11 protein-coding genes are annotated in these 14,280 nt (G+C 37.9%); all 11 read left to right on the forward strand.

Translation table 11 applies throughout. The features are described from left to right. The first annotated feature begins 44 nt into the window (after positions 1-44). On the forward strand, positions 45-455 hold the full coding sequence (locus ADIARSV_RS12835) for an FtsL-like putative cell division protein (RefSeq protein ID WP_016195980.1): 411 nt from the start codon (positions 45-47) through the stop codon (positions 453-455). 41 nt (positions 456-496) lie between these two features. Beyond that, positions 497-2,596 (forward strand): penicillin-binding protein, encoded by a 2,100-nt coding sequence (locus tag ADIARSV_RS12840; protein WP_016195981.1) that lies wholly within the window; start codon positions 497-499, stop codon positions 2,594-2,596. Further along, positions 2,593-4,056 carry a UDP-N-acetylmuramoyl-L-alanyl-D-glutamate--2,6-diaminopimelate ligase gene (locus tag ADIARSV_RS12845; RefSeq protein ID WP_016195982.1) on the forward strand — a complete coding sequence of 488 codons (1,464 nt, stop codon included), beginning with the start codon at positions 2,593-2,595 and terminating at the stop codon, positions 4,054-4,056. The genes ADIARSV_RS12840 and ADIARSV_RS12845 overlap by 4 nt, the downstream gene beginning before the upstream one ends. Next, a complete protein-coding gene (mraY, locus tag ADIARSV_RS12850) occupies positions 4,056-5,297 on the forward strand; it encodes a phospho-N-acetylmuramoyl-pentapeptide-transferase (protein WP_040300019.1) in 1,242 nt (413 codons plus the stop codon). Before ADIARSV_RS12845 ends, mraY begins: the two co-directional genes overlap by 1 nt. Beyond that, positions 5,297-6,643: a UDP-N-acetylmuramoyl-L-alanine--D-glutamate ligase gene (murD, locus tag ADIARSV_RS12855; RefSeq protein WP_016195984.1), complete on the forward strand. Its 1,347-nt coding sequence runs from the start codon at positions 5,297-5,299 to the stop codon at positions 6,641-6,643. The genes mraY and murD overlap by 1 nt, the downstream gene beginning before the upstream one ends. A gap of 30 nt (positions 6,644-6,673) precedes the next feature. After that, positions 6,674-7,840: an FtsW/RodA/SpoVE family cell cycle protein gene (locus ADIARSV_RS12860; protein ID WP_016195985.1), complete on the forward strand. Its 1,167-nt coding sequence runs from the start codon at positions 6,674-6,676 to the stop codon at positions 7,838-7,840. Between the two features lie 12 nt (positions 7,841-7,852). Continuing rightward, positions 7,853-8,950, forward strand: a complete 1,098-nt coding sequence (gene murG, locus ADIARSV_RS12865; RefSeq protein ID WP_016195986.1) for an undecaprenyldiphospho-muramoylpentapeptide beta-N-acetylglucosaminyltransferase — start codon at positions 7,853-7,855, stop codon at positions 8,948-8,950. Between the two features lies 1 nt (position 8,951). After that, complete coding sequence (gene murC / locus ADIARSV_RS12870) at positions 8,952-10,304, forward strand: UDP-N-acetylmuramate--L-alanine ligase (protein ID WP_016195987.1); 1,353 nt, start codon at positions 8,952-8,954, stop codon at positions 10,302-10,304. Next, a complete protein-coding gene (locus tag ADIARSV_RS12875) occupies positions 10,297-11,121 on the forward strand; it encodes a cell division protein FtsQ/DivIB (protein WP_016195988.1) in 825 nt (274 codons plus the stop codon). Before murC ends, ADIARSV_RS12875 begins: the two co-directional genes overlap by 8 nt. A 39-nt stretch (positions 11,122-11,160) precedes the next feature. Continuing rightward, complete coding sequence (gene ftsA, locus ADIARSV_RS12880; RefSeq protein ID WP_016195989.1) at positions 11,161-12,510, forward strand: cell division protein FtsA; 1,350 nt, start codon at positions 11,161-11,163, stop codon at positions 12,508-12,510. 126 nt (positions 12,511-12,636) lie between these two features. Next, the gene (ftsZ, locus tag ADIARSV_RS12885; protein WP_016195990.1) at positions 12,637-14,265 is read left to right on the forward strand and encodes a cell division protein FtsZ; all 1,629 of its coding nucleotides are present in this window, start codon (positions 12,637-12,639) and stop codon (positions 14,263-14,265) included. Positions 14,266-14,280 lie beyond the last annotated feature (15 nt).

The raw sequence follows: 14,280 nt of genomic DNA on the forward strand, positions 1-14,280 counted from the left end.
AAGTCGTTGATAGCGATTTTAAAATAAAATAAGCGATAAGTGGTATGAGTAATCGTTTCAGGGGAGATAAAAAAGAAGAGGATCAAGATTTGGAGCCTACTCCAGAGGCTTTGCCCAAAGTGGTGATGCCAAGGAACTTTTTTACGATCATTCTGACAGAGGGGGTTATTTCGAAAGAAGCAGCTTCTGAAATGATGCCATTTATAATTTTTATTGCCTTTTTAGGTATGATGTACATTGGCAACAGACATTTTGCGGAAAAGAATATCAGGCAGATTGATAAGTTAAATAAAGAGGTTAAAGAATTGAGCTGGGATTATAAGACGTTGAAGGCAGATTTAATGTTGAAGAGTACACAGACAGAAGTAGCGAATAAAGTGGATACCCTGGGACTTAAAGAGCCAGTGGAGCCACCCAAAAAGCTGATGGTTCCTTTACTAATTGAAGAAAAATAAAAGTTGCAGTAGAGAAAATAATAAATAAGCAGATTTCGATTATGAATATCAGAACTGACATTTTATTGCGTGTTTATATAGCCTTTGGACTAATTGTTCTACTGGCATTTGCTGTGCTGTTTAAACTTTTCCATCTTCAGGTTACAGAAGGAGCCAAGTGGAGAGCAATGGCGGACAGTTTGTCTACCAGATATGTAAATGTTGAAGCCGTGAGAGGTAATATTCTATCATCAGATGGAAGTCTTCTTGCTACCTCTGTACCTGAATATGAACTTCGATTTGATTTGAAGGCTGGGGGAATTGAAAAAGATAAAGAATTTTACGAAAAAGTAGATTCATTAGCCGAACGGTTATCTCTATTTTTTGGAGATAAAACGGAAAGACAGTATACGAATCTTTTACGTCAGGCCCGTAGAGAAGGGGCCAGGTATTTCTTGCTAAAGAGAAACGTTTCCCATCAGCAATTGAAGAAGATCAAGACTTTTCCAATATTTAATTTAGGGAAATATAAAGGCGGGTTAATAGCAGTTCAGAAAAATAATCGAATTCTCCCTTTTAAGGGATTAGCAGCCAGAACAATCGGGTATAGAAATGTGCACGTTCAACCCGTAGGCTTGGAAGGTGCATATGGCGATTATATAAACGGAGAAAGTGGCCGGCGGTTGATGCAACGTATTGCAGGTGGTATTTGGATGCCTGTTAATAAAGATATTGAAATTGCGCCTAAAGATGGAGCTGACATTATTTCGACTATCGATATCAATATTCAGGATGTTGCGCAGAATGCGTTACGAAAACAGCTGATTAAGAGTGATGCGGATCATGGTTGTGTGATTTTAATGGAGGTATCTACAGGTGAAATTAAGGCGATTGCTAATGCTACACGTGTCTCCGAAGGAATTTATGAAGAGAAATTAAACTATGCTATTGCGGAGAGCGCCGAACCTGGTTCAACCTTTAAACTGGCTTCCTACATGGCTGCTCTTGAGGATAATAAGGTAGATACTAATTCTCTGATTGATTGTGAGGGTGGTACGTATAGAGTATATAGGCATACTATTAAAGACTCTCATTTAGGAAATGGAGTTCTAACCGTAAAACAAGCATTTGAACAATCCTCAAACGCTGCAGTTGCCAAGCTGATTAATACGAACTACAGAGATAATCCAAGACAGTTCACAGATCATCTTTATAAGCTTCATTTGAATAAAAAATTAGGACTTCAGATACCTGGTGAAGGGAGTCCTTTAATTAAGAATCCGGATTATAAAAGTTGGAGCGGCTTGACGCTGGCACAAATGGCGTATGGTTATGAAATGAAAATGACTCCACTTCAGATGTTAACATTTTATAATTCTGTAGCGAATAATGGTAAAATGATTGCACCGCTTTTTGTGAAAGAGATAAGACGATTAGGTAATACAGTAGAAAGCTTTACTGCAAATGTGATAGATGAAAAAATTTGTTCGGATGCTACTATTGGGAAATTGCAGGCTATGCTGGAGGGAGTTGTAGAAATTGGGACAGGTAAAGAGGTTATAAAAAACTCGTTGTATAAGGTGGCTGGTAAAACAGGTACTGCACAGATTGCCAACGGTGCTCTTGGATATCGTACGAAGAGGTCATACCAGGCTTCTTTTTGTGGGTATTTTCCAGCAGATAAACCGAAGTATTCGATGATCGTGGTATTGAATAACCCTAAGGGCGCTTATTATGCTGCTTTAGTAGCAGGTCCGGTTTTTCGGGAAGTGGCTGACAAGGTATATGCAAATGATAAGGCGATGTATAGCCACGTACAGGAAAGACTGGTTGGGAATACAAAATTACCTTCATCAAAAGCGGGACAGAACCAAGCGACCCGTCAGGTTTACAAATCATTGGGAATTAAAGCATTGTATGCATCCAAGAGTGAATTTGTGCATCCTGTGGATACCAGCAATGGTGTTGCGGTAAGGGAAGTTATTGTGAATTCAAAACAGGTTCCTGATATTTCAGGAATGGGTTTAAAGGATGCAGTATTCCTGTTAAGTAATTTTGGATTGCGGCCTATTGTTAAAGGCAGCGGAAAAGTAGTTAAACAATCATTAGAAGCGGGTACCCGGATTATTAAAGGATATCCTATAACCATCGAACTGAAATGATAAAGACACTTACTGAGTTATTAAGCGGTATTCCAGTTCTGGAAATTAAGGGTTCAGACAGGATTACTGTGGACAAGATCTGCTTTGATTCCCGTCAGGTTGTGCCTGGTTCTTTATTTATTGCAGTAAAAGGTACGCAGTCTGATGGTCATGCATTTATAGCAAAGGCTATTGATTTGGGTGCTATTGCAATAGTTTGCGAAAGTTTACCTGAAGAATTGATTGAAAGTATTTGTTATATTGTTGTGGCAGATTCTGCTGAAACCCTGGGGACTATTGCTACGCATTACTATGATAATCCTTCTACTTCTTTGAAGCTGGTAGGGGTAACGGGTACGAATGGAAAAACTACTGTGGCTACTTTATTATTTAAGCTTTTTAAAGAGCTGGGTTATAAGGTGGGGCTACTTTCAACGGTTGAGAATTACATTAATAATACTAGTATACCGGCTACACATACCACTCCCGACCCCATTGAATTAAATGCTTTGCTGGCAGATATGGTAGAGGCCGGTTGTGATTATTGTTTTATGGAGGTTAGCTCTCATGCTATTTCTCAGCATAGGATTGCCGGATTAGAGTTTACCGGAGGGGTTTTTACAAATATCACACATGATCATTTAGACTTTCATAAAACTTTTGATTCCTACCTGAAGGCTAAGCGTGCATTTTTTGACGGCTTACCAAGGTCTGCTTTTGCTTTAACAAATGCAGATGACAGGAATGGAAGTGTGATGCTTCAAAATACGAAGGCTTATAAGAAGTCATACGCGCTTAAAAGTGTGGCTGATTTCAAAGTTAAAGTGATTGAAAATGAACTTACAGGACTCTTGCTTGAAATTAATGGCCAGGAAATATGGTTTAAACTGATTGGTAATTTTAATGCGTATAACCTGATCAGTGTGTATGCAACAGCTATGCTGCTTGAACAGGATAGCCAGCGGGTACTTACCATATTAAGCAGATTAACAAGTGCTGAAGGCCGTTTTGATTGTATCAATACACCAAGCGGAATTATTGGTATTGTTGATTATGCACATACACCGGATGCTGTTCAAAATGTACTAAGCACCATTCATACGGTAAGAAAAGGAATTGAAAAGGTGATTACAGTGATTGGTTGTGGCGGTGACAGGGATAAAACGAAGAGAAAGCCCATGGCTCAGATTGCTTGTGATTGGAGTGATAAAGTAATTATCACTTCGGATAACCCGAGATCGGAGGATCCAATGGAAATTATCAGGGAAATGGAATCTGGTGTAAGTCCGGAGAATAAGCGAAAGGTTTTAGTCATCGCTGATCGGGCAGAAGCAATCCGTACGGCATGTCATCTTGCTCAGGCAGGAGATATTGTTCTGGTGGCAGGTAAAGGTCATGAAAAGTATCAGGAGATTAATGGTGTAAAATATCCATTTGATGATAAGAAAATTTTAACAGAACAATTAATACAGATAGGCTAATGTTATATTATTTATTTACATGGTTACATAGAGAATATGGTCTCTCAGGTACCGGAGTGTTTCAATACATTTCATTCCGTACAGCCATGTCAATTATATTTTCCCTTCTGTTTACAACCATTTTTGGTACAAAGTTGATTAGCATGCTTCATAAGCTGCAAGTAGGTGAGACGGTTAGGAATTTAGGTCTTGAAGGGCAAATGCAGAAACAGGGAACGCCTACTATGGGTGGAATTATTATTCTGCTGGGTATTTTAATTCCTACTTTACTTTTTGCCAAATTAGAGAATATATATATCATCCTAATGCTGATTACTACGGTATGGATGGGGGTAATTGGTTTTATTGACGATTATATTAAAGTTTTTAAGAAAGATAAAGAAGGGTTAGCTGGAAGATTTAAAATACTGGGTCAGGTTGGTCTTGCCCTTATAGTGGGTTGGACGATGTTTTTTCATCCTGATATTGTAGTTAGACAACAGGTGACGTTACCTACTACAAATGTAAGTCCTCTGGAGGTTCATCAAAAGGGAAATGCTTATTACTTCACACAGAATTTGAAGTCAACGATGACGACTATTCCTTCTGTGAAGAATAATGAATTTGATTATGCGAAGTTTCTAGCCTTTTTAGGTCCTGGATATGAAAAATACGCCTTGGTTGTGTTTCTCTTTTTCGTGATCTTCATTGTAACAGCGGTATCTAATGGTGCGAATTTAACGGATGGTATAGATGGTCTGGCAACTGGAACTTCAGCGATTATAGGGGTTACTTTAGCCATATTAGCCTACGTATCCGGTAACACCATCATGGCTGAGTATCTTAATATCATGTATATTCCGAATTCGGGTGAACTGGTGATCTTTGCCGGAGCATTTGTTGGAGCATGCGTAGGATTTTTATGGTACAATTCCTATCCGGCTCAGGTGTTTATGGGGGACACAGGAAGTCTGGCAATTGGAGGAATTATCGCTGTCTTCGCAATCATGATCAGAAAAGAATTGCTGATCCCTTTATTATGTGGTGTATTCTTTTTTGAGACCTTATCCGTGATTTTACAAGTATCTTATTTTAAATATACAAAGAGAAAATTTGGTGAAGGTCGTCGTATTCTTCTTATGGCTCCGGCGCATCATCATTATCAAAAAAAGGGATATCATGAATCAAAAATTGTAACCCGTTTTTGGATTGTGGGGATTATTCTTGCGGTACTAACTATCATAACCTTAAAATTAAGATAATGGATTCTAAGCATCATATAGTGATTTTGGGAGCAGGTGAAAGTGGAGCTGGAGCGGCTGTTTTGGCATTGAAACAAGGATTCGAAGTCTTTGTATCCGATTCGGGACCTATATCTCCAAAGTATGTGAAGGAATTGGAAGATGCTGGAATTGAATTTGAACAACAGCAGCATTCGGAAGAACGGATTCTTTCTGCTGATGAAGTGATAAAAAGTCCTGGTATTCCTGAAAAGGCACCTCTGATAAAAAAGATCAGGGAAAAAGGGATTTCTATTATATCAGAAATTGAGTTTGCTTCCCGATATTCAAATGCTAAAACCATTTGCATTACTGGATCAAATGGTAAGACTACTACTACTATGCTAACTTACCACATATTGAAGGATGCGGGATTGCATGTTGGTTTGGCAGGTAATATAGGGCAAAGTTATGCTCGTCAGGTTGCACAGAAAGATTTTGACTGGTATGTTTTAGAAATAAGCAGTTTCATGCTGGACGATATGTATGAGTTTAAGGCAGATATAGCAGTGCTTTTAAACATCACACCCGATCATTTGGACCGGTATGATTATAAAATGGAGAATTATGCAGAATCCAAGATTAGGATCATACGAAATCAGTCAGAGAAGGATGTTTTCATTTATTGTGCAGATGATCCCGAAACCATTGATATTTTAAAGCGCCATCCTGCTGTAGCGATAACTTATCCATTCTCCATTCAAAAAGAGGTTGAAATAGGTGCTTACATAAAAGATGAGCAGATAATAATTAAACTTGACACAGAAAAAGAATTTAAGATGACAATTACAGATCTAGCGTTACAAGGGAAACACAATATCTACAATTCTATGGCTTCTGGTATTGTGGCCAAGGTACTTGAATTACGAAATGAAAACGTAAGAGCAAGTATGGGCGACTTTAAAAATATCGAACATCGATTAGAAGATGCTGGTAAAATATCGGGTGTAAACTTTATTAACGATTCTAAAGCCACCAATGTAAATTCAACCTGGTATGCATTGGAAAGCATGACTACAGATGTGATTTTGATTCTGGGAGGAGTAGATAAAGGGAATGACTATAATATGCTGAAGGATCTTGTCAAAGCAAAGGTTAAATCAATCGTTTGTCTGGGAAAAGATAACAAACGCATTCATGAGGCTTTTGAAGATGACGTAGACGTTATAGTAAATACTTTTTCTGCTCCGGATGCAGTAAAAATGGCCTATCATCTGGCAAAAAAAGGAGATACCGTGTTATTGTCGCCAGCTTGTGCAAGTTTTGATCTTTTTAAAAATTATGAAGATCGTGGTGATCAGTTTAAGGCTGCAATAAAGGAATTATAATAGTGTTAAAAACAGGTAAATAGACAGGTTATGGTGGAAGCTATTTTAAGTAAAACAAAGGGCGATCGTTGGATATGGCTTATTGTGATATTGCTTTCTATTTTGTCATTGTTGGCTGTTTACAGCTCTACTGGAACTCTTGCTTATAAAAAGGGTGTTGGCACTGAACAGTATCTGTTTAAGCATTTAGTGATGATTGTAGGTGGGCTTGCGTTGATGTATTTTTCGCATTTACTTGACTATCGCTACTATGCAGGTATTTCTAAAGTGCTGATGATCGTTACTGTCCCATTATTGTTGTACACACTGATCTTTGGAAATAACGTAAATGAAGCGAGTCGTTGGGTAACAATACCCCTTATTAATCAGACATTCCAGACTTCGGATCTTGCTAAGCTTGCGCTTATCACCTTCTTAGCCCGGACACTGACTAAAAAGCAGGAACAAATTAAAGATGTAAAAAAGTCTTTTCTTCCTATTATGGGATCGGTTTCAGCAGTTTTTATATTAATTGCACTCGCTAATTTATCTACTGCTATGATGCTATTTGGTGTAAGTATTTTGTTGCTTATTATTGGCCGAATCAGTATTAAACAAATAGGTATAGTATGTATGGCGGGCTTGGTGTTATTAACGCTTGTCGTGTTTTTTGGACCTAGAAGTGCTACTTACAAATCGCGTATAGATGTGTATATGCATCCTGAAAAAGCTGATCCAGACAAATCATTTCAGGCTAATCAGGCTAAAATTGCTATTGCAACAGGAGGGATCTTTGGTAAAGGTCCGGGAAATAGTACGCAGCGTAATTTTTTACCGCATCCTTATTCCGATTTTATATATGCTTTAATCATTGAAGAATATGGAATGGTAGGTGGGTTTTTGGTTGTGTTCATTTATCTGGTACTCTTATATCGATGCATATTAATAGTCACGGCTAGTCCCAAGGCTTTCGGTGCCCTGTTGGCAGCGGGACTTAGTTTTAGCTTAACCATTCAGGCATTTGCAAATATGGCAGTAGCAGTGGGTTTAGGTCCGGTAACTGGAGTTCCCCTTCCTTTAGTAAGTATGGGAGGAACTTCTATTCTGTTTACAAGTGTCGCATTTGGAATAATATTAAGTGTGAGTCGTGATATTGAAGAAAAAAAATTAGCAAAAGACGCAAAAGTGATCATAGGAGAGATACCTGCGATGGCATAATGTTTTAAGAAAATGGCAAAACGAATAATAATCAGTGGAGGAGGAACAGGGGGACATATATTTCCTGCAATAGCAATTGCTAATGCACTGAAACGTATTGACCCGTCTACTGAGATTCTTTTTGTTGGTGCTCTTGGAAGAATGGAAATGGAAAGAATTCCAGCAGCAGGGTATACTATTGTGGGATTGGATATTCGGGGATTTCAGCGTAAGTCTCTTTTGAAAAACCTAGCCTTACCTTTTCAGGTGATAAGTAGTTTGATGAAAGCCCGTTCGGTTATCCGGAAATTTAAACCAGACGCAGCTGTGGGTGTTGGAGGATACGCTTCAGGTCCGCTACTGTATATGGCAGGAATGATGAAAGTGCCTTATTTGATTCAGGAACAGAATTCATACGCTGGAATAACAAATAAATGGTTGGGGAAAAATGCAAAGAAAATATGTGTGGCTTTCTCTGGCATGAGTCAGTTTTTTCCAGCAGATAAAATTCTGATCACAGGAAATCCGATTCGAAAAGAAGCGGTAGATATAGCCGGGAAAAGAGAAGAGGGCCTAAGCAGTTTTGGCCTGTCGTTGGAAAAGAAAACCATATTGGTAACTGGAGGAAGCTTAGGTGCCGGAACTTTAAATGCGTGTATGCTTAAAGGGTTAGATCGGTTTATAGAAGAAGATATTCAACTGATATGGCAGACTGGGAAATATTACTATAAGTCAATATTGGCTTCAGTAGGAGATAAGCCTCATGTAAATGTATGTATTGTTGAGTTTTTGGATCATATGGATCTTGCTTACGCAGCAGCAGATGTTATTATTTCAAGGGCAGGTGCAGGAACAATTGCCGAATTATATGTTGTTGAAAAACCTGTAATTCTGGTTCCTTCCCCTAATGTGGCAGAAGATCATCAGACTAAAAATGCATTGGCATTGACTAATGAAAATGCAGCAATTATGATTACAGATATAAAAGCGTCAGAAGAGTTGATCAATGCGGCCATTTCTCTCGTGAAAGATAAGCAAAGATGCACGATGATGAGTGAGCAGATTGGTCATATGGCATTGCCCAACGCGGATGAGGTGATTGCAAAGGAAGTATTGTTAATAGCAGGTTAATATGGAATTAAGTAAGATTAAAAACGTTTATCTGGTAGGAATCGGAGGCATTGGAATGAGTGGACTTGCAAGGTATTTTCTTAAAAGAGGATGCCAGGTGTCTGGTTATGATCGTGTGTCTACTGTTTTGACTAGTAATCTTACTCATGAGGGTGCTAAGATCTCCTACATAGATACTTTAGATGATATTAATACTACTGATGGTGGCAAAGAATCTACTTTGATTATTTACACACCAGCAATTCCTAAAAACTCTGTTATTTTAAACTACTTCAGGGATAACCAATATCTTTTGAAGAAGCGCTCTGAAGTACTGGGTATAATAAGTAAAGGCATGTTTACCATTGCTGTTGCTGGAACTCATGGAAAAACGACAACCTCTACCCTAGTTGCGCACATATTAAGACATTCAGGAAATGACTGTACTGCTTTTCTAGGAGGAATATCTTCTAACTATAATACAAATGCATTGTTCGGAAAGAATAATACTATGGTTGTAGAAGCGGATGAATACGATCGATCTTTCCTGACTCTTCATCCCGATATTGCAGTAGTTACTTCAATGGATGCAGATCATTTGGATATATATGGTACAGCTGAACACTTAGAAGAATCATTCCGGCTTTTTGCTTCACAGCTTAAGGCGGGTGGTCGCTTAATACATAAGATAAATCTTCCTTTAAAAGAAGGAATTAGTTATTCTGCTTCTGAGCTAGCAGATGTCTGTGCTCAGAATGTCAAGATTGAAAATGCTCAGTTTTACTTTGATTTTGTTGGCTTAGGTATTGAAATTAAAAATATAGAGATGCCTTTACCGGGTGTTCATAATATTGAAAATGCGGTGGCGGCTATCCAGGTTGCTTTATATCTGCAAATTCCAGCAGAAAAAATTAAGTCAGCTATAGCTGATTTTAAAGGTGTAAAACGTCGCTTTGAGTATATTGTAAAAAACAGTAAACATATTTATATTGATGACTATGCACATCATCCGGAAGAATTGAAGGCCTGTATTACTGCTGTAAAGCGGTTATATCCTGAAAAAAAGTTAACAGTAATTTTTCAACCTCATTTATATAGCCGCACACGTGATTTTGCAGTTGGCTTTGCTGAGTCTTTAAGTTTAGCTGATCATTTGATTCTACTGGATATTTATCCTGCAAGAGAGCTTCCTATAGAGGGGGTTACTTCTGAAATTATCTTAGATCGGGTAAAGAGTGGGACGAAAGTTTTGAGTACAAAAGAAAATGCACTCTTCTTGATCTCTGAAAATCCACCAGAACTTCTTTTAACTGTTGGGGCTGGCGATATTGATTTAATGGTTGAACCTATAAAAGAAATAATGTCTCATGTTTAAGCGAATTGCATGGAAGCGGATTTTGTATTTATTTACCTGGCTAATTTGCCTGGGGGGAGTGATTACGCTTATTAGTTTCATCAATGTAAAGAAAGGTCAGCTTAGATGTAAGGATATTAAAGTAATTATTCCTGGAACTGCCGGCTTTATTGATCGCAAAGAAGTCAACAGGATTATTCAAGAGCATTCTGGCTTGTTAATGGGCAAGTTATTTCAGGAAATAAATACGCATAAATTGGAAGCCCTGTTAAAGAAGAATCCTTATATCAAGGATGCGGAGGTATTTGCCGATATGGATGGAACGGTTCATATTAAAGTGATCCAAAGCGAACCCATCCTAAGAGTTATAAATTATACGAATCAGAATTTTTATATCGACAGGTTGGGAAATAAACTTCCACCGTCAATGGATTATACTCCTCATGTGTTGGTTGCAAATGGATATATCATGGAGAGTTATACAAAAAAGATCGATTCTTTAAAAACAAGTATTGCCCGTGATTTGTATAAAACAGCACTTTATGTAGAAAAAGATACATTATGGAGAGATCAGATTGAACAGTTGTACGTAAATCAACAAAATGAAATAGAGCTTGTGACCAGGGTAGGTGATCAGAAAATTATTTTAGGAAATGCAGATTCACTGGAAGTAAGATTTAATAATTTAAAAGCTTTTTATAAAAAAGCAATGCCTGCAGTTGGATGGAATGCATATAAAACTATTAATATAAAGTATACCAATCAGATTATATGTGAAAAAAATCTTGGAGATAGTTCCTGGATTATTTCAGCTGCAATCAAAAAAGAACAAGATTAAAGACACAACAATAAAGAAAATAATATTAACACCTTAGTTATGGATAAAGGTAGTACTACATCATCAAAGAATTCACCTATAGTTGTAGGGCTGGATATTGGAACAACTAAAATTTGTGTAATAGTTGGTCGAAGGAATGGACACAAAAAGATAGAAATACTTGGCTTGGGAAAGGCTGAATCTGCTGGTGTGAGCCGTGGAGTGGTAGCTAATATACAGAAAACGGTTCATGGTATTTTACAAGCAGTGGAAATTGCAGCTGCTCAGTCAAATGTGGAAATTAAGATTGTAAACGTAGGTATAGCTGGTCAGCATATCAAAAGTTTACAGCACAGAGGGATCTTTACCAGAAAAGATCTGCAAAATGAAATTCAGCGGAAAGATATTGATAAGCTGATTGAAGACATGTACAAGTTGGTGATGCCACCAGGTGAGGAAATTATTCATGTCCTTCCTCAGGAGTTTACCATCGACAACGAGCCTGGAATTAAAGATCCGATTGGTATGGCTGGAGTTCGTCTGGAAGCTAACTTCCATATTATTTCCGGACATGTTAGTGCCGTCAGGAATATTCTGAAATGTGTCAGGAATGCAAATCTTGAAACTCAGGAACTGATTCTGGAGCCACTTGCTTCCTCAGATGCTGTACTGAGTGACGAAGAAAAAGAAGCAGGAGTAGTTTTGGTAGATATAGGTGGTGGTACTACTGATATCGCGATTTTCCATGAAGGCATCATCCGTCATACGGCTGTAATTCCTTTTGGGGGAAACAGTGTAACGGAAGATATCCGTGAAGGATGTGCTGTAATGAGACCTCAGGCAGAGCTTCTTAAAACAAAATTCGGATCCGCTCTTGCAGATGAAAATAAGGATAATGAAATTATTTCCGTTCCGGGTTTAAGAGACAGAGAGCCAAAAGAAATTTCTGTTAAAAATCTTGCTTATGTAATACAAGCAAGAATGGAAGAGATCATCGAACATGTTTATTATGAAATTAAAGCATCGGGTTATGAAAAACGTCTGATTGCCGGAATTGTGATTACTGGTGGTGGTGCTCAATTGAAACACTTGTCTCAACTGGTTGAATATGTAACTGGTTTGGATTGCCGTGTTGGATACCCAAATGAACATTTGGCTAAAAATGAAATCTTACCCAAAAACATATACGACGATCTGAAAAGTCCACTATATGCAACAGGTATAGGCCTTTTGATAAAGGGTATTCAAAAAGCAGAAGAAGTAGAGGAAATGATGAAACAGCCAGGAGTTTTCGTTCAATCTCCTCAAACTACTAAGGTTAAAAAGTCTATTGGATTGTTTGATAGATTGGTACAGACTGGTGCCAGATTTATCAGAGATGACATAAAAGACGAAGATTATCTTAAATAATTGTTAACATGATATTATTTTTCCACAATTTTAACATATGTTGGTAACTATTGTGTAAAATTAATTAATATTACAAGGATGAACAATTGTTAGAATTCCAAATCTACTCTATTGATTTATAGCGATATGCAGTTTGAAATGTTAAAAGAAAAATCATCAATTATAAAAGTAATTGGTGTTGGTGGTGGCGGCGGTAATGCAGTGAACCATATGTATAGGCAAGGAATTACAGGTGTTGACTTCATCATTTGTAATACTGATGCCCAGGCTTTAGAGCTAAGTCCGATCCCAAATAAGGTTCAACTTGGTGCGAGTCTCACCGAAGGAATGGGAGCTGGTTCTATACCGGAAGTAGGGAAGAACTCTGCTATAGAGAATATTGAGGACATCAAGCGGATGCTTGGCAGTAACACCAAGATGTTGTTTATAACAGCAGGAATGGGTGGGGGTACCGGTACAGGTGCCAGTCCTATTATCGCTAAAGCAGCTAAAGAACTCGATATTCTTACAGTAGGTATCATTACTACACCTTTCTCTTTTGAAGGTAAGCGTAGAAAGATGCAGGCAGAAGAAGGTTTGGAGGAGTTTAAAAAATATGTAGATTCTTACCTTGTTATTTCCAATGATCGTCTTCGTGAAATCTTTGGAAACTTAACGCTAAGTGCTGCGTTTGCTCAAGCGGATAATATCTTAACTACAGCCGCTAAAGGTATTGCAGAAATTATAACAATCCCTGGGTATATCAATGTTGACTTTAAAGATGTTCGTACAGTGATGAACAATAGTGGAGTAGCTATCATGGGTAGTTACTCGGCTGAAGGCGAAAGCCGGGCTTTAAAGGCTGTTGAAGGAGCATTAGCTTCTCCATTATTAAAAGATAATGAGATTGAAGGTGCACGTTATATCCTATTGAATATAAGCTCAGGTTCCAGGGAAGTATCCATGGATGAGGTTACTATAATTACCGATTACATTCAGGAAGAAGCTGGTTTAGCTGCCGACCTGATATGGGGAAATTGTATGGATGAAAATCTTGGTGATAAACTGTCTGTAACTATTATAGCAACAGGTTTTCAAACCAAGGAAGAGCGCGAAGTTGAAAAGAGTCAGCAAAAGAAAGTATCTCTTCTTACTCCTGATAATGCCCCAATGGTAAGGCCTATTAATGTTTTTCTGGATGATGCAGAAGAAACAAAGGATGATGAAACTCCATTAATCCGTTTTGCTCCTGAAGTACAGGTTGATTTGTTTGGTGCACAAACCAATAAAACAAATAAAGAAGATAATAAAACTCCTGAAAAGCCAAAACTAATCAGGCATAGCTTACAGGAAGAAGAGAAAACTGTAGAGGAGCAACCTTTTGACTTTGGTTATAAAGTTTCAGAAAGTAATGAATATCAATTTAATGAATCAACAGCTGAAGCAATACCAGCAGTTCATGATGTTCATCCCGAACAACCTGTTGAATCTGTTGCTCCCAATCCGGATGAACACAAAACGGATGAGTCGATAGAAGAGCAATTACGTAAATCACGCGAACGTATCTTACGGTTGAAAGATTTGAGTATGAAGCTTAGATCTGCCAACGGTCTGCAGGAACTTGAAGTTGAACCAGCTTACAAAAGAAAGCAATTGGCGCTTCAACAAGTACCCCATTCTTCTGAATCACAGATTTCCCGTTTTACATTATCTAATGAAGACGGTGTTACTGAAATAAGACCTAACAATTCTTTTCTACACGATAATGTAGATTAATTAAATCCTACAAAA

It is taken from the genome of Arcticibacter svalbardensis MN12-7 (assembly GCF_000403135.1).
Taxonomy (GTDB): domain Bacteria; phylum Bacteroidota; class Bacteroidia; order Sphingobacteriales; family Sphingobacteriaceae; genus Arcticibacter; species Arcticibacter svalbardensis.